The sequence below is a fragment of the Saccharomonospora marina XMU15 genome (genome assembly GCF_000244955.1).
Lineage (GTDB): Bacteria > Actinomycetota > Actinomycetes > Mycobacteriales > Pseudonocardiaceae > Saccharomonospora_A > Saccharomonospora_A marina.
Genome location: NZ_CM001439.1, coordinates 1,132,573 through 1,153,800 on the forward strand (window position 1 = coordinate 1,132,573; position 21,228 = coordinate 1,153,800).

General features: G+C 70.2%; 21 protein-coding genes and 1 tRNA gene. 13 read left to right on the forward strand and 9 right to left on the reverse strand.

Annotation, left to right across the window (positions count from 1 at the left end; all coding sequences use genetic code 11):
• The first annotated feature begins 1 nt into the window (after nt 1).
• The 3 genes from hutU to hutI are packed head-to-tail and all read left to right on the forward strand — an operon-like array spanning nt 2 to nt 4,079.
• Nucleotides 2–1,624, forward strand: coding sequence for a urocanate hydratase (gene hutU, locus SACMADRAFT_RS05355; protein WP_009152766.1), 1,623 nt, complete (start codon nt 2–4; stop codon nt 1,622–1,624).
• On the forward strand, nt 1,621–2,922 hold the full coding sequence (locus tag SACMADRAFT_RS05360; RefSeq protein ID WP_009152767.1) for a formimidoylglutamate deiminase: 1,302 nt from the start codon (nt 1,621–1,623) through the stop codon (nt 2,920–2,922). The genes hutU and SACMADRAFT_RS05360 overlap by 4 nt, the downstream gene beginning before the upstream one ends.
• Nucleotides 2,919–4,079, forward strand: coding sequence for an imidazolonepropionase (hutI, locus tag SACMADRAFT_RS05365; protein WP_009152768.1), 1,161 nt, complete (start codon nt 2,919–2,921; stop codon nt 4,077–4,079). Before SACMADRAFT_RS05360 ends, hutI begins: the two co-directional genes overlap by 4 nt.
• A gap of 5 nt (nt 4,080–4,084) precedes the next feature.
• Here the strand turns inward: hutI and SACMADRAFT_RS05370 are convergent, their stop codons facing one another.
• Nucleotides 4,085–4,888, reverse strand: a complete 804-nt coding sequence (locus SACMADRAFT_RS05370; protein WP_009152769.1) for a hypothetical protein — start codon at nt 4,886–4,888, stop codon at nt 4,085–4,087.
• Nucleotides 4,885–5,100, reverse strand: coding sequence for a hypothetical protein (locus SACMADRAFT_RS05375; RefSeq protein ID WP_009152770.1), 216 nt, complete (start codon nt 5,098–5,100; stop codon nt 4,885–4,887). The genes SACMADRAFT_RS05370 and SACMADRAFT_RS05375 overlap by 4 nt, the downstream gene beginning before the upstream one ends.
• A 39-nt stretch (nt 5,101–5,139) precedes the next feature.
• Between SACMADRAFT_RS05375 and SACMADRAFT_RS05380 the strand changes: the two genes are divergently transcribed.
• Nucleotides 5,140–5,862, forward strand: a complete 723-nt coding sequence (locus tag SACMADRAFT_RS05380) for a dienelactone hydrolase family protein (RefSeq protein ID WP_009152771.1) — start codon at nt 5,140–5,142, stop codon at nt 5,860–5,862.
• Nucleotides 5,863–5,927: 65 nt separating this feature from the next.
• Here the strand turns inward: SACMADRAFT_RS05380 and SACMADRAFT_RS05385 are convergent, their stop codons facing one another.
• A complete protein-coding gene (locus SACMADRAFT_RS05385; protein ID WP_009152772.1) occupies nt 5,928–6,791 on the reverse strand; it encodes a LysR family transcriptional regulator in 864 nt (287 codons plus the stop codon).
• An 83-nt stretch (nt 6,792–6,874) separates the two neighbouring features.
• Here SACMADRAFT_RS05385 and SACMADRAFT_RS05390 point away from each other — a divergent pair, with 83 nt between their 5' ends.
• The gene (locus tag SACMADRAFT_RS05390) at nt 6,875–7,600 is read left to right on the forward strand and encodes an SDR family oxidoreductase (protein WP_198285931.1); all 726 of its coding nucleotides are present in this window, start codon (nt 6,875–6,877) and stop codon (nt 7,598–7,600) included.
• 34 nt (nt 7,601–7,634) lie between these two features.
• On the opposite strand, the gene hrpB is transcribed toward SACMADRAFT_RS05390, so the two are convergent.
• A complete protein-coding gene (gene hrpB, locus SACMADRAFT_RS05395) occupies nt 7,635–10,073 on the reverse strand; it encodes an ATP-dependent helicase HrpB (protein ID WP_009152774.1) in 2,439 nt (812 codons plus the stop codon).
• 134 nt (nt 10,074–10,207) lie between these two features.
• On the opposite strand from hrpB, the gene SACMADRAFT_RS05400 reads away from it, so the two are divergent.
• The 3 genes from SACMADRAFT_RS05400 (at nt 10,208) to SACMADRAFT_RS05410 (ending at nt 11,706) form a co-directional block, all read left to right on the forward strand.
• Nucleotides 10,208–10,801, forward strand: coding sequence for a MauE/DoxX family redox-associated membrane protein (locus SACMADRAFT_RS05400; protein ID WP_009152775.1), 594 nt, complete (start codon nt 10,208–10,210; stop codon nt 10,799–10,801).
• Entirely contained in the window at nt 10,743–11,549 is an 807-nt protein-coding gene (locus tag SACMADRAFT_RS05405) for a DsbA family protein (protein ID WP_009152776.1), read from the forward strand. Before SACMADRAFT_RS05400 ends, SACMADRAFT_RS05405 begins: the two co-directional genes overlap by 59 nt.
• An 84-nt stretch (nt 11,550–11,633) precedes the next feature.
• Nucleotides 11,634–11,706 (forward strand) — tRNA-Ala (locus SACMADRAFT_RS05410).
• A 102-nt stretch (nt 11,707–11,808) separates the two neighbouring features.
• Here SACMADRAFT_RS05410 and SACMADRAFT_RS29830 read toward each other — a convergent pair.
• The 3 genes from SACMADRAFT_RS29830 to SACMADRAFT_RS05420 form a co-directional block, all read right to left on the reverse strand.
• Nucleotides 11,809–11,952, reverse strand: a complete 144-nt coding sequence (locus tag SACMADRAFT_RS29830; protein ID WP_157617196.1) for a hypothetical protein — start codon at nt 11,950–11,952, stop codon at nt 11,809–11,811.
• Nucleotides 11,953–11,995: 43 nt separating this feature from the next.
• Nucleotides 11,996–12,253 carry a hypothetical protein gene (locus SACMADRAFT_RS05415; RefSeq protein WP_009152777.1) on the reverse strand — a complete coding sequence of 86 codons (258 nt, stop codon included), beginning with the start codon at nt 12,251–12,253 and terminating at the stop codon, nt 11,996–11,998.
• A 294-nt stretch (nt 12,254–12,547) separates the two neighbouring features.
• Nucleotides 12,548–13,243, reverse strand: coding sequence for a TetR/AcrR family transcriptional regulator (locus SACMADRAFT_RS05420; RefSeq protein ID WP_009152778.1), 696 nt, complete (start codon nt 13,241–13,243; stop codon nt 12,548–12,550).
• Nucleotides 13,244–13,352: 109 nt separating this feature from the next.
• Here SACMADRAFT_RS05420 and SACMADRAFT_RS05425 point away from each other — a divergent pair, with 109 nt between their 5' ends.
• From SACMADRAFT_RS05425 to SACMADRAFT_RS05435, 3 genes are read left to right on the forward strand one after another with little or no spacing between them, the layout of a single operon-like run.
• Nucleotides 13,353–13,973 (forward strand): (2Fe-2S)-binding protein, encoded by a 621-nt coding sequence (locus SACMADRAFT_RS05425; protein WP_009152779.1) that lies wholly within the window; start codon nt 13,353–13,355, stop codon nt 13,971–13,973.
• On the forward strand, nt 13,970–14,953 hold the full coding sequence (locus SACMADRAFT_RS05430; RefSeq protein WP_009152780.1) for an FAD binding domain-containing protein: 984 nt from the start codon (nt 13,970–13,972) through the stop codon (nt 14,951–14,953). The genes SACMADRAFT_RS05425 and SACMADRAFT_RS05430 overlap by 4 nt, the downstream gene beginning before the upstream one ends.
• A complete protein-coding gene (locus SACMADRAFT_RS05435; protein WP_009152781.1) occupies nt 14,950–17,118 on the forward strand; it encodes a xanthine dehydrogenase family protein molybdopterin-binding subunit in 2,169 nt (722 codons plus the stop codon). Before SACMADRAFT_RS05430 ends, SACMADRAFT_RS05435 begins: the two co-directional genes overlap by 4 nt.
• A 783-nt stretch (nt 17,119–17,901) precedes the next feature.
• Here SACMADRAFT_RS05435 and SACMADRAFT_RS05445 read toward each other — a convergent pair.
• Complete coding sequence (locus SACMADRAFT_RS05445) at nt 17,902–18,309, reverse strand: MerR family transcriptional regulator (RefSeq protein WP_009152782.1); 408 nt, start codon at nt 18,307–18,309, stop codon at nt 17,902–17,904.
• A gap of 28 nt (nt 18,310–18,337) precedes the next feature.
• On the opposite strand from SACMADRAFT_RS05445, the gene SACMADRAFT_RS05450 reads away from it, so the two are divergent.
• Both SACMADRAFT_RS05450 and SACMADRAFT_RS05455 read left to right on the forward strand, forming a co-directional pair.
• Nucleotides 18,338–19,033, forward strand: coding sequence for a methyltransferase domain-containing protein (locus SACMADRAFT_RS05450; RefSeq protein ID WP_009152783.1), 696 nt, complete (start codon nt 18,338–18,340; stop codon nt 19,031–19,033).
• 175 nt (nt 19,034–19,208) lie between these two features.
• On the forward strand, nt 19,209–19,850 hold the full coding sequence (locus tag SACMADRAFT_RS05455) for a DedA family protein (protein WP_009152784.1): 642 nt from the start codon (nt 19,209–19,211) through the stop codon (nt 19,848–19,850).
• 28 nt (nt 19,851–19,878) lie between these two features.
• Here the strand turns inward: SACMADRAFT_RS05455 and SACMADRAFT_RS05460 are convergent, their stop codons facing one another.
• Complete coding sequence (locus SACMADRAFT_RS05460) at nt 19,879–21,042, reverse strand: TetR/AcrR family transcriptional regulator (RefSeq protein ID WP_009152785.1); 1,164 nt, start codon at nt 21,040–21,042, stop codon at nt 19,879–19,881.
• Nucleotides 21,043–21,228 lie beyond the last annotated feature (186 nt).

Here is a 21,228-nt window from a genome sequence, read left to right on the forward strand (position 1 = left end):
GATGCGACGCACCGCACGGAGCTGGCAGACGGAGGCCGCGCTGCGGATGCTGCGCAACAATCTCGACCCGGAGGTGGCCGAGCGGCCCGCCGACCTGGTGGTCTACGGCGGCACCGGCAAGGCGGCGCGGGACTGGCCGAGTTACCACGCCATCGAGCGCTGCCTGACAACACTGGCCGACGACGAGACCCTGCTCGTCCAGTCGGGCAAACCGGTGGGTGTGCTGACCACTCACGAGTGGGCGCCCCGGGTGCTGCTGGCCAACTCCAACCTCGTCGGTGACTGGGCGAGCTGGCCGGAGTTTCGCAGGCTGGATGCGCTGGGACTGACCATGTACGGCCAGATGACAGCGGGATCGTGGATCTACATCGGCACCCAGGGCATCCTGCAGGGCACCTACGAGACGTTCGCGGCCGTGGCCCGCAAGCGGTTCGGCGGAACGCTGGCGGGCACGCTCACGCTCACCGCCGGTCTCGGTGGTATGGGCGGTGCCCAGCCGCTTGCGGTGACGATGAACGGCGGTGCGGCGTTGATCGTCGAGTGTGACCCTGACAGGGCGCGCCGCAGGCTGCGCGGTGGCTACCTCGACGAGTTGGCCCCGGACCTGGACACCGCGATCGAGCGGGTGCGGGCCGCGAAGGCCGCCGGCGAAGCCGTGTCGGTCGCGGTGATCGGCAACGCCGCGGAGGTGCTGCCCGAACTCCTGCGCCGCGACGTGGAAGCCGACATCGTCACCGACCAGACCTCGGCCCACGACCCGCTGGCCTACCTGCCCATCGGGGTGGCGGTCGAGGACTGGCGTGACTACGCCGATGCCCAACCCGAGGAGTTCACCAACCGCGCACGCGATTCGATGGCACACCACGTGGACGCGATGCTCGGCTACCTCCACCGTGGCGCGGAGGTGTTCGACTACGGAAACTCGCTGCGCGGTGAGGCGAAGCTCGGCGGCTGCGAGCGGGCGTTCGACTACCCCGGCTTCGTCCCGGCCTACATTCGCCCGCTGTTCTGCGAGGGCAAGGGCCCGTTTCGGTGGGTGGCGCTTTCGGGTGATCCGGCCGACATCGCGGTCACCGACCGCGCGGTGCTCGAGCTGTTCGGCGAGGACGAGTCGCTGGCCCGCTGGCTCCGGTTGGCGGACGAGCGGGTGTCGTTCCAGGGGCTGCCCGCACGGATCTGCTGGCTCGGCCACGGCCAGCGACACGTGGCCGGGCTGCGGTTCAACGAGCTGGTGGCAAGCGGCGAGCTGCGGGCACCGATCGTGATCGGACGCGATCACCTCGACGCGGGCAGCGTCGCCTCCCCCTACCGCGAGACCGAGGGCATGGCCGACGGTTCCGACGCCATCGCCGACTGGCCGCTGCTGAACGCGCTTGTCAACACCGCATCGGGCGCCAGCTGGGTGTCGATCCACCACGGTGGCGGGGTGGGAATGGGCCGATCCATCCACGCCGGACAGGTGTGCGTGGCCGACGGCACGGTGCTCGCGGCGCGAAAACTCGACCGGGTGCTGCGCAACGACCCGGCTACCGGGGTGCTGCGGCACGCCGACGCGGGCTACTCGCGCGCCGTCGACGTCGCCGAGGAGCGCGGGTTGCGCCTGCCCATGCGGGAGCAGCGGTGACTGCCTACTGGTGCGAGTACGCGTGGCTGCCGGACGGGGTGGAACCCGCCGTCAGGCTCGAGGTCACGGCAGGGAGGTTCACCTCGGTCACCACAGGGGCGCCACGGACCGGGCACGTGTTGCCGGGGCTGGCGCTGCCGGGGTTCGCCGACGTGCACTCCAACGCGTTCCAGCGCGCGCTGCGTGGCAGGGCGCAGCAGGGGCGCGGCTCGTTCTGGACGTGGCGCTCGCTGATGTACGAGCTGGCCGACCGGCTGGACCCCGACTCCTACTACCGCCTCGCACGTGGTGTCTACGCCGAACTCGTGCTGGCCGGCTACACCGGCGTCGGCGAGTTCCACTACCTGCACCACGGCCCCGGCGGCGTCGGTTACGCCGACCCCAACGCCATGGGTGCCGCGCTTGTCGCGGCCGCTGACGAGGCCGGAATCAGGTTGTGCCTGCTGGACACCTGCTACCTGGCGGGCGGGTTCGGCGAGCCGCTGCGGGGAACGCAGCTGCGGTTCGGCGACGGTGACGCCGAACGGTGGGCGCAGCGGGTACAGCGGTTCCGCCCTCGCGGTGAGCGGGTGACCTGCGGTGTGGCGGTGCACTCGGTGCGTGCGGTGCCGCCGGGGGACCTGCCGGTCGTGGCCGCGGCGGCAGGCGATCGGCCGCTGCATGTGCATCTGTCCGAGCAGCGGGCCGAGAACGAGGACTGCCTTCGCGCGAGCGGGCGCACCCCGGCAGGGTTGCTGGAAAGCACCGGGGTGCTGGGGCGGGCGACGGTGGCGGTGCACGCCACCCATCTGGACTCCGCCGACATCGCCGCGCTCGCCGCCTCGGGGAGCCGAGTGTGCGTGTGCCCGGCAACGGAATGCGATCTCGGCGACGGCATCGGCACGAGCAGGGCGCTGCTCGACGCGGGGGTGGGGCTGTGTCTCGGCGGCGACAGCCACGTCGTGACCGATCCGTTCGAGCAACTGCGCGGGTTGGAGTGGCGGGAGAGGCTCGCGCGCGAGGAGCGCGGCGTGTTCACCGCGCGAGAACTGCTCGGTGCGGGGACGGCTCATACGGACATCGGCTGGCCGGACGTCGGGCTGCTGGCCGAGGGGCAGGGCGCCGACCTGGTGGTTGTCGATCTGGACTCGGTGCGCACGGCGGGCGCGGAGCCCTCGGCGGCGGTTTTCGCGGCAACGGCTGAGGACGTGCGCGACGTGATGGTCGCGGGCCGCTGGGTGGTGCGCGACGGCGAACACCGCCTCGTCGAGCGGCCACAGGAGGTGCTGCGCCGCGAGATCGGTGGGCTGTGGCGGTGAAGTCCACCCTTGTCACCGGCATCGGTGAGCTCACCACGAACGATCCCGGCCTGCGGAGGCTGCACCGCGCTGCCGTCGTGTTGGAGGGCGAGCGGGTGGCGTGGGTGGGCGACGCGGCGACCGCGCCGATGGCGGACGCGGCCGTGGACGTGGCAGGCAGGGCCGCGTTGCCGGGCTGGGTGGACAGCCACACGCACCTGCTGTTCGCGGGCGACCGCACCGCCGAGTTCGAGGCCAGGATGGCGGGCGCGGCCTACACGGCGGGCGGCATCCTCGCCACCGTCGAGGCCACCAGGAAGGCCACCGACGCCGAGTTGCGTGCCAACCTGGCGGCGCACCTGGCCGAGGCCGCCAGGCAGGGCACCACCTGCGTGGAGACCAAGACCGGCTACGGGCTGACGGTGGCCGACGAGCTGCGTTGCGCGCGTATCGCACGGGATCTCGCCGACGAGGTCACCTTCCTCGGAGCCCACACCGTGCCACCCGAGACGGACCCGCGGTGCTACGTGGACACTGTGTGCGGCGACATGCTGGCGGCGGTGGCGGGGCACGTCGGCTGGGCCGATGTCTTCTGCGAGGTGGGTGCCTTCGACGAGGAGCAGTCGCGGCGGGTCCTGCGCGCCGCGGCGGCGCGCGGCCTGGGACTTCGGGTGCACGGAAACCAGCTCGGCCATGGGCCGGGAGTGCGGCTCGCGGTTCGACTCGGGGCGGCGAGCGTGGACCACTGCACCCACCTGACCGAGGAGGACGTTGCCGCGCTGGCCGGATCGGACACCGTGGCGACACTGCTGCCCGCGTGCGACCTCTCCACCAGGCAGCCGCTGGCGCCCGCGCGCCGACTGCTCGACGCGGGTGCTGTCGTGGCGCTGGCCACCAACGCCAACCCAGGCAGCTCCTACACCACCTCGATGGCGTTCTGCGTGGCCACCGCGGTGCTGCAGATGGGGATGTCGATCACCGAGGCGGTCTGGGCAGCCACCGCGGGCGGTGCCCGCGCACTGCGCCGCGACACCGGGGAGGGCGCGGTCGGCACGATCCGGGTCGGCGCGAGGGCGGACCTGCAAGTACTCGACGCGCCGTCGGTCACCCACCTCGCCTACCGGCCGGGGGTGCCACTTACCTGGGCGGTGTGGCGGCGGGGCCGCCTGCTCGGCTGAGCAGGTCAGCCCGCGAGCTCGTCGGAGGACGGTTCGAGCAGCGCCGCCACCCCGAGTTCACCGGCAAGCCGCGCGGCCCGCGCCCGCGCCTGTCGGTCGAGCGCGCCGATGGCGGCGACCAGTTCGTCACGAAACCACGCGTCCGCGCCGTGCGCGAGCGCGAACAGTGGCGGCCACAGGTCGTGCTCGTCGGCCGCCCGCACGACGCGTTCCCGCCGCTGCACGGGAAGCAGTCCCAGTAGCTCCACGGCGCGGTGCTTGTCGTCCAGCAGGAACATCACCCGCAGCAGTGCCGCGTCGTCGAGCACGGACAGCCCGGAGAGCGCGGTTTCGTTCGGCACGTGTGTCACGAACCGGCCCAGTGTGATCCAGTCCTGCCTGCGGTGCAGTTCGCTCACCACGACGCCGATCGTGGCGCGAGGCACCCCGGCGACGAGGTGGCCGACCCTGCGCGGGTCTGTCTCGGCGGCGACATCGGCGAGAAAGGTGGGCGAAAGCCGCGCGGCGATGTCCAGCGCGCGGGCCGCGTCCACGAGTCCGGCCATGCGGGCGCTCAGCAGCGGTCCGAACACCCGCTCGGCCAGCCCGGCAAGCAGGCTCGGCGGCAGCAACCTGCTGGCCAGCGCCATCCGGCGAAGTGCGGCGAGGTCGGCGTCGAACAGCGCGTCGGTGGCCCGTTCCCGCAGCCGACGGATGTCTGGCGCCGGGACCGACTCCAGGAAGGCGAACCGCTCGCCGGGCTCGCCGAGCAGCCGGGCGAGCTTGTCGATCTCCGCCTTGACCCGCAGCGCTTCCAGTGCCTCGGTCACAGGCCCGCCGCCTTGCGTACCGCGCGCCGCAGCGGGAACGGTACGTGCGAGAGCGACTGTTCGGCCGCGGCGGCGAGCTGGCGTGCCTGCCGCCTGCGTGCGGCTCGCAAGGCTTCGTCGAGAGTGTGCTTGTGCTCCTCGTCGAGCGCCTCGATGCTCGCGGGCAACTCACCGCCGAGCCGCTCGGCGAGGGTTCGCCTCGAACTTGCCATGCCCGGCATCATGCCTGAAGAACGCGTTACGGTGCCCCCATGGCACACGAGATCGAGACTTCCACGATCAAGGTCGGTGACCTCGGCGCATACCTTGCCCAACCCTTGGGCGGCAGCAAGAGCGGGATGCTGCTGCTGCCGATGATCACCGGTATCGGCGCGCAGGTGCGCGAGTACGCCGAGGACATCGCCAGGGCCGGGCTCACCGCGCTGACCTGGGACCCCTGGCACGGCCCCAGCATCGACGACACCCCGAGGGACCGGCTGGCGGAGTTGATGCGTCAGCTCGACGACGAGGCCTGCCTCGATGAGATGCGGCGACTGCTGGACCACCTGCTCGGCGAGTTGGGGGTGGAGCGGGCCGGTGTGATCGGCTGGTGTCTCGGTGGCAGGTTCGCGATGATCCTCGGCGGCAGGGACGAGCGACTCGCCAACGTCGTCGCCTACCACCCGACGGTCCCCGGCACTCCCGCTCCCAACCACACCGTGGACGCCGTCGAGCACACGGCGAGGATCAAGGCTCCGGTGCTGATGCTGTACCCGGGGGCGGACACGCTGGTGCCGCAGCAGAGTTTCGCGCGGCTGCAGGAAGCGCTGCACTCCCGCGACAGCGGCCCCAGCCTGGTTCATGTCTATCCGCACGCCGAGCACGGGTTCAGCGACCGAAGCAGGCACGGCAACGAGGTGAACGCCACCGCGTACGCCATTTCCTGGCCGCAAGCCCTGGAATTCATGAAGGTGACCACCGCGCCCGCCACGTGAAGGGCGACGACTCGAACGCGGACGTTGCAGTCCGTTGTGACAGCGGGTGAGTTGCCGCCGTGGCGTTAGACGAGCTCACCGCGGAGGTCGGCCGTTGAGCGGACGAGCGACGCGACCGCCATGGAGTGCCCCTTCGGTGGCCACGCGATCACCGAGGTGACTTTCGGTGCGTCGACGACGGGCACCGCGACGTGTTCGGGCCATTGCCAGGCACGACTGGAGGCAGGGATGACCAGCAGTGTCTTGCCCAGCGCCACGAGCTGAGCGAGCTGCGACTGGGTGTGCACCTCCGGCCCTGGGCCGTCCGGGTAGGACCCGTCGAGCCGGGGCCATCGAGCGATCGGCAGGTCCGGCACGTCGCGGACATCGGCCAGCGTGAGCTGATCGCGTGACGCGAGCGGATGCCCGCTGGGGATGATCGCGACCTGGCCCTCGGTACAGAGGTCCTCGGTGTCGAATCCGGCGAGGTCGTCGAACGGGCGGTGCATCAGTGCCACGTCGGCGCGCCCGTCGCGGAGCAGCCGAGCCTGCTCGCCGACCTCGCACAGCAGTACCTCGACCGGCGCCGCACCGGGTTCGCTCGCGAACGCATCGAGCAGCCGTCGCAGCAGTTCGTGAGACGCCCCGGCCTTCGAAGCGAGGACCAGCGACTGCTTCGGGTCGGCGGCACGCCTCGTCCGACGCGCGGCGGCCGCGACAGCGTCGAGGGCAGCTGCGGCCTCGCGGAGCAGCACCCTGCCGGTGTCCGTGAGCGCCACACCCCGACGGTCCCGCACGAGGAGTTGGACCCCGAGCCGCTGCTCGAGTCGGCGGATCGCACGGGAAAGCGGCGGTTGTGCGATCCCGAGCCGATCGGCGGCGCGGCCGAAGTGCAGTTCTTCGGCCACGGCGACGAAATACCGCAGCTCGCGGGTCTCGAGATCGTTCACTGCCGCAGTGTAGCGACTGATACCTGCCGAGTATCACGGCTTACTGAATCGGTCTTGGACAGCGACCGAGTGGCCCGCGGAGCATGGACGGTGTGAACGACACCAAGACCGCGCTGGTCACCGGCGCGAACAAGGGAATCGGCTTTGCCATCGCGGAAGGCCTCGGGGCGATCGGCTTCACTGTCGCGGTGGGGGCTCGCGACGACGTCAGGCGCGGGGAAGCCGTCGAGAAACTGCGTGCCACGGGCGTCGCCGCGTTCGGGGTAGCTCTCGACGTCACCTCCGACGAGAGCGTCGCCGCCGCGGCGGCGACCGTCGAACAGGCGGCAGGACGGCTCGACGTCCTCGTCAACAACGCGGGTATCGCAGGCCGCACCGACGGTGGCGCACAGGACCCGACGACGCTCGACCTCGACGTCGTGCGCACCGTCCTGGACACGAACGTGTTCGGAGTCGTCCGGGTGACGAACGCGATGCTCCCGCTGCTTCGCCGTGCGGAGTCGCCGCGCATCGTCAACGTGTCGAGCAACATGGGTTCGCTGACGCTGCAAACCGGCCCGATCCTGGCCGCGTACGCACCGTCGAAGTCGATGCTCAACAGCATCACGGCGCAGTACGCCCGGCGACTGTCCGACACGAACGTCATGGTGAACGCCTGCTGCCCCGGCTACGTCGCCACCGACTTCACCCGCTTCAACGCGCCGCGGACACCGGAGCAAGGTGCCGCGATCGCGATCCGGCTCGCCACGCTGCCGGACGACGGGCCCCGCGGCGGCTTCTTCGACGACGAGGGCGTCGTCCCCTGGTGACCGGCCACGACCGCGCCCGGGTACCAGCAGTGTCCTAACGCGACTTCGTGGTTCTTCGGGTGGGTTCGGCGGCCAGTGGGTCCTGCGGCCACGGGTGTTTGGGGTAGCGGCCGCGTAGCTCGGCTCTGACGCCCGGGTATCCGTTGCGCCAGAACGACTCCAGGTCGGCCGTCACCGCCGCGGGCCTACCCGCGGGCGAGAGCAGGTGCAGCACGACCGGCACCCGCCCTCCCGCGATCCGCGGGGTGGCCCGCCAGCCGAAAGTCTCCTGCAGCTTCACCGCCAGTACCGGTTCGGCAGCGGAGTAGTCCACCCGTGGTCGCGACCCGCTCGGCACCTCCAACCGCTCGGGCGCCAACTCGTCGAGCTGCCCTGCCTGCGGCCACGGCAGCAACCTGGCGAGCGCGGCGGCGGTGTCGATCCGGGCGAGATCGGCCCGCCGCCTGACCGCCGACAGTTCCGGCTCGAGCCACTCCTGCGCGCGCTCCAGCAGCGCGTCATCGCCCACGTCCGGCCACGGCCGACCCAGGTGTGCGTGCAGGAAAGCCAGCCGCTGCCGTAGCCGCACCGCCCGCTCAGGCCAGTCCAGCAGGTTCAGCCCCTCCCTGCGCAGCCCGTCCATGGCGGCCGCCCGCAACAGCGCAGGGTCGGGGTCGGCAAGCCGCGACTCGGTCAACGTGATGGCACCGAGCCTGCGTACCGCTCTGGCCACGATGTCACCGCCGCGCCAGTGGACCTCCTGCGCCTCGGTGACCAGCGAGGCAGCGACGCGGGTGGCCAGTTCGGCGTCGGCACGCGCGGCCAGCCGGACCACCCCGTGCGCGCGGCCGGGTTCTCGGGTGGCCTCCGCCACCGCGAGCCATTCGCTGTCGGCCAGCCCGCTGCCCGAGGGCAGCCGAACGGCCGTTCCCGCCGCGAGCAGGTACACCCCATTCTCGCCCCGTGCACCGCCACGCCGACGCGCCAGCCGCTCGGGGTGGGCGAGGGCGACCACGGTCGCCGGGTCGGGAGTCTCGGCCGCGGGCCCTTCCACCAGGCGTGCCAGCCGGGCTGCCTCCCGTCTCCACCACCGTGCGGCGGGGTCGTCACCGCGCGCGAGCCGACGCAACTCCTCCGCGATGTCCACACTCCTGCCACCGGCGTCCAGCAGCGCGACCACCTCAGCGGCCGAGCGGGGACCCACCTCGGCCGCTCCGTCCAGCAACGCACGAGCCAGTCTCGGGTGCAGTCCGAGCGCCGCCATCCGCTCGCCACGCCGGGTCGGGGTGCCGTCCTGCCGCGTCGCGCCGAGCGTGTGCAGTAGCTGCCTGCCCGCGGCGAGCGCGCCCTCCGGTGGCGGGTCCCACCACGAGAGCCCGCGCCCGTCCGGCGTCGACCAGCAGGCCAGCTCCAGCGCGAGCCGGGAAAGGTCGGCCACCCGGATCTCCGGCTCCGGGTACGCGGGCAGGCTCGCGTGTTCCTGCCGTGGCCAGCACCGGTAGACCAGGCCGGGGCCCTGCCTTCCCGCCCTGCCCGCGCGCTGCCTGGCGACGGCGGCCGAGACCCGCACCGTCGCCAGGCCGGGAAGGCCGCGGCGGTGGTCGATTCGAGGTACCCGCGCCAGCCCGGAATCCACGACGGCCCTCACGCCTGGCACCGTCAGGCTGGACTCCGCGACGGCCGTGGCGAGTACAACGCGCCGTCGAGGCCCCTCCCGCAGCGCGGCGTCCTGCCTGGCCGCGGTGAGCCTGCCGTGCAGCGGGAGGACGTCGACGCCGGGCAGGTCGAGCAGGTCCGCGACGCGGGCGATCTCGGCGGCACCGGGCAGGAACGCCAGCACGTCGCCGTCGGTTCGCGCCAGCGCGGTCCCGATCGAGCGGGCCACCCGGTTCTCGATGCGTTCCGCGCGCGCGGGTGGGTGGTGCACCACCTCCACCGGAAACGTTCGCGCGTCGGCGGTGACCACGGGCGCGCCGCCGAGCAGGTCCGCCAGCCGCTGCGAGGCGACGGTGGCCGAGGTGGCGAGCAGTCGCAGGTCCTCCCGCAGGCCACCACGCACGTCCAGCAACAGCGTCAGCAGCAGGTCGGCATCGAGGTGGCGCTCGTGGCACTCGTCCAGCAGCACCGCCGAGGTGCCTCGGAGTTCGGGGTCGGCCTGCAGCCTGCGGACGAGCAGACCGGAGGTCACCACCTCGATCCTGGTGCTGCCCGAGACCATCCGGTCGCCTCGCACCGAGTAGCCGACGGTCCGTCCGAGGGGCTCACCCAGCAGCGCGGCCATGCGCGCCGCCGCCGCCCGTGCCGCCAGTCGTCTCGGCTCGGCCACCACGATGCGGCCCGGCGACCAGTTCGCCATCGCCAGTGGCACCAGCGTGGTCTTGCCGGTGCCCGGCGGTGCCACCAGCACGGCGGCGCCGTGCCGGTCCAGCGCGTCGCGGACATCCGCGAGCACGTCCCTGACGGGAAGGTCGGGCAACTCGCTCGGCGGGATCATCGGTGATCCGGCGTGTCCGAACTCACCGCGATAGTGCGAATCGGGCCCGGTGCAGGTGGTCGCACCGTGCTCGCCGCTGGATGTGTCGTCATCGGCCTAACCTCGTTCTCAGGTGCGGTAGCTAGCCTAGAAGGGTGCTTGCGTCACGTGGACGGCTGCTCGACGGCATCGGCACGCTCACCCGGCTTGGCCTGGCGGCCGTGTGGCTGATCTCCGGTGGCCTGAAATTGGTCGATCCGGGTCAGACCTACCTCGCCGTGCAGGCCTACGATGTGCTGCCGCAAAGCCTCGTCGGGGTGGTGGCTACCGCCATGCCGCTCGTGGAGATCACGCTGGGCATCTTCGTGCTGTTCGGCTTCGTGACCAGGTACGTCGCCGTGCTGTCGGGGCTGGTGCTCGTGGTGTTCATCGCGGCGGTGGCGCAGTCGTGGGCGAGGGGGCTCACGATCGACTGCGGCTGCTTCGGTGGTGGCGGGCAGGTGGCGCCGGGTGAGACCGCGTACCCGCAGGAAATAGCGAGGGACGTCGGTTTCCTCGCGTTGGCCGTGTGGCTGGCGGTGAGGCCGAGGACGTCGCTGTCCGTCGACGGTTGGCTGTGGGGCACGCGGCGGCAGCGGCTTGAAGAGCGGCTTGAAGAGCGGCTTGAGGAAGAGACGAGGAAGGACGCCAGTGGGCGGAGCGGAACGGACCGCGCGGAAGCGACGGCAGCAGCGGACGGCCGGGGGTAATGCCGTAGCCGGCGCCAGGGGCGGTACCGACACCAAGAAGGTGATCGCCGTCGTCGCGGCGGTGTTGCTGGTGGCAGCGGTGGTGATCGGTGGTGTGTTGTGGACCAACGCGTCCAAGAACGCCACGGAGGGGCAGCAGATCGAGCCCGCCGCCCCGGCGGCGGTGGATTACCCGGAGCGTCGCGAAGGTGTCGTCGTGGTGTCGGGTGCGCAGGATGCGCCCGCCACGATCGACGTCTACGCGGACTTCCTGTGTCCGGTCTGCGGCGCGTTCGAGGAGGCCTACGGGCAGCAGATCGAGCAGCGGGTCGCGCAGGGTGAGCTGCGGGTGCGCACGCACGTGTTGCCGATGCTGACCGAGAAGTCCGACCCGCCGGGCTACTCGATGGACGCGGCCAACGCGGCGCTGCTGGCGGCGGACGAGGGCAAGTTCTCCGTGTTCCACGACAGCCTGTTCGCCAACCAGCCGGAGGAGGGCAAGCGCGGCTACAGCGACGAACAGCTGATCGAACTCGGTCGCGAACTGGGCATCACCAGCAAGTCCTTCGCCGACGGTGTGCGTGCGGGAACCTACGACGCGCAACTGCAGGCCGAACTGCAGCGGGTGCTCGCGGACCCCAGCCTGCAGCGCGACTTCGGCAACGGGCAGCGCGGCTTCGGCACCCCCACGGTCGTCGCAGGCGGCACGATCGTGGACATCGGTGACCAGCGGTGGCTGGACAAGGTGATCCAGCAGGCCAAGAGCTGACCGGGCTGGGTCACCGGGCTGCGGCGCCGGTGACCCACCCCGGCCCAAGGGCGCGACAGCGATCGGGTAGAGTGCTTACTCAACGGGGCTATGGCGCAGCTGGTAGCGCGCCTCACTGGCAGTGAGGAGGTCAGGGGTTCGAGTCCCCTTAGCTCCACAACATCAACTCGGCCTCGCATCCGGTGTTTCCCGGTGCGGGGCTGATCTTGTTTGCCCGCCGAACCCCGGAAAGGGGCCACAACGGCCACCGGAGTGTGGTCTACGCGGGTCGCAGCGGCACGATCTTTCGCGTGTGGCGTGGCTGCCGCGCACGCCGGGTCATCGGCCGTGCGTCGTCTTCCTCGGGTACGAGTTTGCCGTACAGGTCGGTCGTGACCTTGATCGAGTAGCGGCCCGTCCACACTGTCGTGACGGCAGCCCCTTCAGCGGTTGCTCCGGCCAGCCGCTCAGCCGCTCTGCTTCTGCCGCGCGTTGAACTGCCGCCGAAACTCGTTGATCGTCTCCAACGCGACCGACGCCGCGCCGAGCCAGCCTTGCGCCGCGTCGGCGCTCCCACTCTTGTCCTTGACGTTGATCGGAATTCCATCGAGTTCGATCAAGCCGTTGTCGTAGGCGACGAGGCGCAATTCGAGTACGAGTCCCTTGTCCTTCGGTGTTGGCTTCGCGTTCATCGACTCGCGAATGCGCTCCAGGCTCGCGCCCATGATCCGGCTCCTTCGCCCCATGTTCGCGGTACCCGCCCAAACTACGGGCTCGGCCTCGCGGCTGTCGCTGGACCGCTGCGGCAACGGGCTGTTCAACGCGCCGAGCATGGCCAACCGTGATCGAGCCGGCCTGCGGCTGCTGCTCAGCGGGCCCACCAGTTCGGCAGGCAGGACGATGCCCGACGGCGTCGTACCCCGGCCTGGCGGGTGGAACTGGATCCACCTGGTCGTTGACGACCGCGCAGTCGAGGTGGACCGACTGCGCGCCGCGATCGCACGGCGCTCCTGTCCGTGTCACAAGGACAGTTTGTGCAGCAGTTCCAGCAGGATGCCGTTCTCCCCCGGGGTCAGCTCTCGTGCCGAGCGCGCCGACAGAGCTGCCAAGAGCGTACGCGCGAGCTCACGCACGGCCGACTTGTCGCTCGGCGGTTCGTCCTGGCTGAACAAGGCTGCGAAGACGGCCTCGCGCATCCGCTCGGCCAGTTCTTTGGCCCCTGGCGCGTCAGGGGAGGAGATGAGAGTGAGAGTCGTGCCCACGGCGGCGGTGCGGATCATCGTGGCCGCCTCCTCCGGGGGCAGCCGCAATCGCCCGGCCTCGGCCAGTCTCTCCAGCAGCCCGAGCAGCATGCGGTGAGCCTCCCGCGCCGCTGGGCTCTCCTCGGTGTCGGGAATGCCGTACATCAGCCGGTAGAAGGCCGGATGGTCGAGGCCGAACCCGATGTGGTTGTCCCAGGCGGCTCGCATGTCCTCGAGCGGGTCGGCGGCGGGCGTACGGCTGCGCTTGGCGCCGAGGTAACGCTCGAAGCCTTCCGCGGCGACCGCTTCGAGTAGTCCCCGCTTGTCCCCGAAGTGGTGGTAGACGGTCGGCGTGGTGACGCCGGCCGCCTGACACACGTCCCGGATCGACATGGCCTCCGCGCCCACGCGCTCCAGCAGCAGCGCGGTGCTGTCGAGAATCAGTTGCCGGGTGTTGCGCTGACCGTCGGACATATATCAACGATATAGGACGCGGCCTCCTTGACTTGAACACCGCTATATCTATAGCGTCGGTACAGGCGTTCCTTTAACGCTGTTACCTACAACTCGGTAGGAGACTCCTGTGTCACACGAGCCCACACCGGAGAAGTCGGGCCACACCCGCCGTACCGTGCTCAAGTCCACCGTTGTAGCCGCGGCCGGAACCGTCGCGGCGCCCCACCTCGCCGACGCGCAGGGCGTCGGACCGCCCGCCAAGGACATCGCCGCGGGCGACTCGGTGGAATTGAAATTGTCGATCAACGGCCGGCAGCACGGAGTCAGCGTGGAGCCCAGGGTGACGCTGCTCGACGCGCTCCGTGACCGGCTCGACCTCACCGGCACCAAGAAGGGCTGCGACCGTGGCGAATTTGGTGCGTGCACGGTGCTGGTCGACGGTGAGCGGATCAAGTCCTGCATGACACTGGCCGTCATGCGGCAGGAGGCCGAGATCACCACCGTGGAAGGGCTGGCGCGAGGCGAAGAGCTACACCCGATGCAGACGGCTTTCATCCGCCACGACGCGTTCCAGTGCGGTGCCTGCACCGCAGGCCAGATCATGTCCGCTGTCGCCTGCGTCAACGAGGGTCATGCCGGCTCCGACGCGGAGATTCGCGAATGGATGAGCGGCAACCTGTGCCGCTGCGCCGCATACCAGAACATCACGGCGGCCGTCGCCGACGCCGCGAAGGAGATGGACAGATGAAGGCATTCGGCTACACGGTCGCTACGAGCGCGGCCGAGGCGGTGCGGATCGCAGCCGGAACACCGAACTCGGCATTCATCGCCGGTGGTACGGACCTGCTGAACCTGATGAAGGACTCCGTGCAGGTCCACGATCGCTTGGTGGACGTCAACCGCCTCGACATCGACCGGGTCACCTTGGACGGCGAGGCGCTCCGCATCGGAGGGCTTGCCAGGATGCGGCAGGTGGCCGAACACCCCGGCGTACGGCGAACCTACCCGGTGCTGTCGGAGGCGCTGCTCGCTTCGGCCTCTCCGCAGGTGCGCAACATGGCTTCCATCGGAGGAAACCTGTTGCAGCGCACCAGGTGCGGCTACTTCCGGGACACCGGTTCGGCGTGCAACAAACGGGAACCCGGCACCGGGTGCCCTGCCATCGAAGGGCACAGCCGGGGACACGCGATCCTCGGCGGCAGTGAGGCGTGCATCGCCACACACCCTTCCGACCTGGCGGTAGCGCTGACCGCTCTGGACGCGACCGTGCACGTACTCGGCCCGGGCGGCGCCAGGACCGTCCCCATCGCCGACTTCTACCTTCTTCCCGGCGACACACCGCAGCGCGAGACCGCGGTGCGTCCGGGGGAACTCATCACGAGGGTGGACGTCCCGCGCACACCCGTCGCGAATCACTCGGGATACCTGAAACTTCGCGACCGCGCCAGCTTCGAGTTCGCCGTCGTGTCGGTGGCGGCCGCTGTCAGGATGAGTGGCCGCGTCGTGCGGGACGTACGGCTGGCGTTCGGCGGGGTAGGCACCCGTGCGTGGCGGGACCCCCAGGCAGAGGCGGTACTGCGGGGCGGGCTGCTGACCAAGGCGGCCATGACCGAGGCGGGCCGCGTCCTGGTTCGGGACGCGCAGCCGAGGAAGGACAACGAGTTCAAGGTCGAGCTCGTCCAGCGCGCGCTGGTGAGCATCCTCAGTGAACTGGGAGGGATCCGATGAGCGAACTGGTCGGGCGAGGCGTCAAGCGGGTGGACGGCCGCGCGAAGGTGACCGGCGCCGCCCGTTACACGGCCGATAACCGGATACCTGGCATGTTGCACGGCTACCTCGTGCTGAGCACTGTGGCCCGAGGCGAGGTCACATCCATCGACACCAGGGCGGCACGGGCGCATCCCGGTGTCGTAGCGGTCTACACGCATCGGGATATGCCGCGACTGGCTCTACCCGGCGCCTTCCTCAAAGGCTTCATTCCCATGCAGGACACTCGAGTGCACCACAATGGACAGCCGGTCGCCTACGTCGTCGCGGAGACCTTGGAACAGGATCAGGAAGCCGCCACCCTGGTCCGCGTGCGTTACCGCACCGAGCGCCCCGACGTACGGCTCGCCGACCGGCTCGACGAGGCGTACGTTCCGCCGCCGTTTCAGGAAGAGCCGAACGAGGTGACCCGTGGTGACGCCGCCACGGCGCTGGAGCGAGCCGAGGTGCGCATCGAGCAGGAATACACCAGCCCGGTGCACCATCACAATCCGATCGAACCACACGCCACGATCGCTGTCTGGGATGGCGACACGCTCACGCTTCACGAGAGTACGCAGGGCGTGACCCTCACCCAGGGCACCATGGCTGAGGCGTTCGACCTGCACCCGGACAATGTCCGGATCATCGCTCCGTACCTGGGCGGCGGATTCGGAACCAAGATCGTTTGGGCGCACCAGATCCTCACCGCGGCGGCAGCCAGACTCGTCCGCCGTCCGGTCAAGCTCGTGCTGAGCCGTGCGCAGATGTACACCTCCGTGGGCCATCGCGCCGAGTTCCACCACCGCGTGCGGCTCGGCGCCACCCGGCAGGGCAAGCTGACCGCCCTCGTCGACACGACCACGGCCCAGCTGTCCCGGACCGATGAGGCGGTTTTCAATCCCAGCGCCTCAACGCTCTACCTGTACGCGTGCCCGAACGTCCACATGCAACAGCGTGGAGTGCGGCTTGACCTGCCGACGGCGGTCTGGATGCGGTCACCGGAGACGACCGCCCATTTCGGTCTCGAGACGGCCATGGACGAGTTGAGCTACGAGGTCGATGTCGATCCGGTCGAGTTGCGGGTGCGCAATCACAGTCACACCAACCCGCACACCGGTGAGCCCTACGGTGACAGCAAGCATCTGCTGGAGTGCTACCGGATGGCTGCGAGGGCCTTCGGCTGGGCACGGCGCCGTCCCCGTCCGGGATCCTGGCGGGACCGCGACGAGTACATCGGTTGGGGCATGGCCACCGAGACCCACACCTTCGAGGCGATGCCATCCACCGCACGCATTACCCTCGAACAGGACGGGCATGCGACGCTCCGGATCGGCACCCAGGACATCGGAACCGGCACCTACACGGTGATCAGCCAGGCTGCCGCGGACGGACTCGGCATGCCGATCGAGCACATCACCCCGCTCATCGGCGACACCGCATTGCCCGCCGCGGGCCTTTCGGCGGTGTCGGCCACGGTGCCCAGTGTGATCGGCCCGGTGTTCCGGGCGGCACAGAACGCACGCAACGCCGTGATCGAAATCGCGGTGGCCGACCCGCGCTCCCCGCTGCACGGTGTACCCGCAGAGGAGGTCGAGACCGAGCGCGGGTTGCTGTTCGCTCGCCACGACCGCCGCCGCCGGGAACGCTACCGCGACGTGCTTGGCCGTCACGGCCGTGCCGTCGACGCGACCGGCAGCCTGCTCAACGCCTCCGGCCGGTCGTTCGGTGCGGTGTTCGTGGAGGTCCGGGTGCATCGCAGGCTCGGCACCGTGCGGGTGAGCAGGGTGGTCGGAGCCTACGACATGGGGCGAGTCCTCAATCACCGGACCGCGCGGGGGCAGGTGATCGGTGGGGTGAACTGGGGCATCGGTTTCGCGCTGATGGAGCACACGAGGATGGACCCGACGACCGCGCGGGTCGTGAACCCGAACCTGTCCACCTACCTCGTTCCTGTGTGCGCGGACGCGCCCCCGGTGGAGGCGTTGTTCGTGGATCGGCCGGATCCCAACAGCACGGCGCTCGGAGCTCGGGGCTTCGGCGAGACGCCGATGACCGGAGTGCCCGCGGCCATCGGCAACGCGATCTTTCACGCCACCGGCCGTCGCCTCCGAGACGTCCCTTTCACCATGGACAAGCTCTTGTGAGCGCACGGGAAAGCATGCGCGCCGGATGGGCCGATCCCCACACGGGCGTCGTGAACGAGAATCGATCGGCATGCCGAACCCCACGCGCAATGAGGTATGCGGCCGAGCACGGCAGCCGAACCGGGAGAGACCACGCTCGTGGCTTCGGACTCGGTCCCTGTGGGAGCACCGGCGCCTCGCCGGCACCACGCGCGGGGCCCAGGTTGGTCGTGACGATGATCCCCGGGTGGACGACGTAGCCCTGGATTCCGTGCCGGACCAACCGACGATCCAGCTCGACCGTGGACAGCACGTTGGCGGCCTTCGACCGGCCGTAGGCGAGGTGCCAGTCGTACGCGGTGCGCTCGAAGTTCGGGTCCTGCAGCGGATGTCGCAGAGCCGGTGCGCGCCCGACGTCATGGTGACGACCTGGGCGCCGCCTGCAGCGCGCAAAGCAGGCAGCAGGCCGGTGGCGAGCTGGAAATGGCCGAGGTGGTTGATGGCGAACCGGGACTCGTATCCGCGGGCGTCCCGCACCAGCGGGCCGCCCATGATCTCCGCGTTGTTGATCAGGACGTGCAGCGCACGGTCGGTTTCGAGGTAGCGGGCGACGAAGGTGTGCCCTCTGGCCGACTCGGTTCTCCTCCGAGGGGCTTCAGTCGCCGCCTTGCGACGGCACCCCGGTACACCTCGCCATCGACGGGCAGAGCAGTCCCACCACACCGCCGCCAGGCTTCGGTGAGGCGCGAGGTATGCGGCCATGCGCGCACGGTCGGCTGCTTCGCGATGACTTGGCGACGCAAGCTACAGCGGGTCCCGAACGTCGACCAGTTCCGCGAGCTGGGCCCTGTAGTTCGGGCAGGTCGTGATGTCCTCGTGCGAGCAGTTCAGCCCGGATTCGAGGAGGTCCAGTGCTGAGCGCAGCGCCGCCATCCTGGCCTGCAGTGCGCGGTGGTTGCGGCGCAGCACGTCCTTGCGGGCGGTGGTGTGGATCGAGGTGAGGAATTCCCGGATCTCCGGCAGCGGCAGGCCTGCCTGCTTCATGAGCACGATCGAGGCCACCCGCACCAGGTCGTCGCGGGTGTAGCGGCGGCGGTCGCCCGCGACGCGGGTGGGGCAGAGCAGGCCCATCGACTCCCAGTGCCGCAGTGCGTGCGTTGGCAGGCCGAAGTGGTCGGCCACCTGGCCGATCGTCATCGGGCTTGACTTCATGTCGACATTAAGTCCGATCATGGCGGGCATGTCCAATCTGCTCGCTGTCCTGGATGCCGTCGAAACCCAACCTGCCGCCGTTGAGCTGCGCGCCCGTTCGTACGAGTTGCTCGGTGACCTCACCGGCGCGACCGTGGTGGACGTCGGCTGCGGCGGTGGCCGCGCGGTCGCCGAACTGGCCGAGCGCGGAGCCCGCGCGGTCGGCGTCGACCTCGACCCCGAGATGATCGCCGTGGCCCGAAAGCGTTGGCAGGACTGCGAGTTCCACGTCGGCGACGCCTGCGAGTTGCCGCTGCGGACGGGGTCGGTCGCCTGCTACCGCGCGGACAAGGTGTTGCACACGCTCGACGACCCGGCGCTGGCTGTGGCACAGGCCCGCCGCGTGGTCGCTCCGGGTGGGCGGGTCGTGCTGCTCGGCCAGGACTGGGACGCGCTCGTCATCGACTCGGACGAGCCGGAGACCACCCGCCGGCTCGTCCATGCGAAGGCGGACGCGCTCCCGTCGCCGCGGGTCGCACGGCGATACCGCAACCTGCTGCTCGACGCCGGGTTCACCGCCCCGGTCGTCGAAGTGCATACCAGTGTGTTCACCGACGACACCGCGCTCGCCGTGCTGCACCGGATCACCGACGAGCAGAGTTGGCTCGCCGAGCAGGCCGAGCGCGCCCGCACGAACCGGATCTTCGTCGCGGTGCCGATGTTCCTCGTCGCCGCGCAGGGATAGCCTCACGCTCGGGTCCGGGTGCGTTACGAGCGATCAGGACCCGGAGCGTGAGCTGTTTCCGCCAGTGACCAGCCGGGTTCGAGAACCCCGCCGACTCGACGAACCTGCCCGGCCGCCGGGTGCCGCGGTGGGCGAAGGCGGGCGGGCACGGGCCGGGGTTCGTAGCGTCGACAACATGGAGTTTCGCCACGCCTCGACCGCCGAGTCGCTGGACGGCATCGCCGGGTGGGCCGTGAGCCTGATGGAGTCGCTCGCGGGCCCTGGGGCCGCTGTCGCGGTCGGCCTGGACAACGTCTTCCCGCCCGTTCCCAGTGAACTGGTGCTGCCGCTGGCGGGTTTCACCGCAGCAAGGGGCACGTTCACGCTCGTGGAGGCCTTGGTATGGACAACGCTCGGCTCGGTGGTCGGTGCGGTGATCGTCTACTACCTGGGGATGCTGCTCGGCCGCGACCGCGTGCGGTCGCGGCTGGTGCGTGTGCCGTTGGTCAAGGCCGACGACTTGGACCGCGCGGAGCGCTGGTTCGCCAAGCACGGTACGAAGGCGGTGTTCGCCGGCCGCATGGTTCCACTCGTCCGCAGTTTCATCTCGCTGCCCGCGGGTATCGTGGCCATGCCGATGTGGAAGTTCCTCACCTTCACCGCGCTCGGCAGTCTCATCTGGAACACCGCTCTGGTGGTCAGCGGCTACCTGCTCGGTGCGAACTGGCACGTCGTCGAGCAGTACGCCGCGATCCTGGAGAAGCTGGTCATCCTCGCTGCTGTCGCCGCCATCGCCTGGTTCGTGGCGAAGCGGTTGCGCGACCGGCCGTCGGCGTGAGCCGGTCTCCCGCCGCGTTGAGCGCAGGTCACAGACCGAGCGCGGCCACCACCAGCGCGGCGACGGCGTCACGGTGGCCGGGGCTGTCCTGCCACTTCAGCCTGCGGCCGGCTTCGAAAACCACTCCGAACCCGGCATGTACCAGCACACGGGCCTGGCGCGAATCCAGCTCCGGGCGTGCCGACCGCAGTTGCTGCTCCCACACCGCGATGTGTTCGCGCTGCTCGACGATGAGCGGCCGCTGCAGTTTGGCGGGCAAGCCGATGAGTTCGGCGTTGGCGACGTTGGTGAGCGCGGTGTGCTCGAAGCTGTAGGCGACGTAGGTCGCCGCCAGCGTCACCACGGCCTGACGCGGATCGGTCACCCCGCGAAGGTTGTGTTCCACGGCCTGGCCCAACAGCCCGGCGGCCTGCAGGCAGGCCTCCGCCAGTATGTCGGCCTTGCCGGGGAAGTAGCGGTAGATCGCCGACGGAACCAGCCCCACGGCCTCGGCTATCCGGCCGTTCGTCACGGTGGCGAAGCCGTCTCGTTCGAACAGCGGGATCGCGGCCGCGAGGATCTCCGCTCGCCGGGTGCGCGGCACGGGCTGGGCGGGCAGCTCCACCAGTGGGGCGCTGCCGGTCCCTGCCGCGGGGTCGGTCGCGATCACCCGCATGGCGGATGCGAGCAGGAGTTCCTCGGCCCGACGTTGAGCGATCGAGGTTCGGTGCATCGTGATGGACCCGATCGCACCGAGAGCCGCGGCCGCACGCAGCCGCTCGTCCGGGAGTGGATGCTCGCGGCTTACGAGGTCGGTCACCCGTTCTACGACGTAGCCGAACTTCCCGCGTAGCAGCCTGCGGTCCTCGCTGTTGAGGTAGCGAGCCTCCCACCGGTACACGCCACCGGATGCCCGGTGAGCGACGGTGACCCTCGTGACGGCGGTGAGCAGGTCCATCAACCCCGCTTCGGCTGGCAGTTCGTCGAGCGCGGCGACGAGCCGGTCCACCGTCACGTTCGCGCACTCGGCGAAGAGCGCGTACTTGTTCGGAAAGTGCCGGTACAGGGCCGCTGCGGTGATGCCGACGTTGGTCGCGATCTCCTCCATGGAGGCCCCGTGATAGCCGCGCAGGCTGAACACTCGCCCGGCCGCCTCGACGATGAGTTGCCTGCGGTTACGTGGTCGAACGGCCGCGGTCGACCCGGCGGTCACAGCGGTGGCCGGTCGGTCGGGCGCGGAAGCAGGGCCATGCCGGCCAGTCAACCACGGACCGAATCGCGTTCCCGATACCAGCCCGGCGCCGCTCACCCGGTGGGGCTTTCCCGTCCCGCGCTCGGCGGCGGTGGGCCCTGACCCCGTGGTCTCGGACGGTGGCGTGAAGGAACCGTCCGGCAGGCC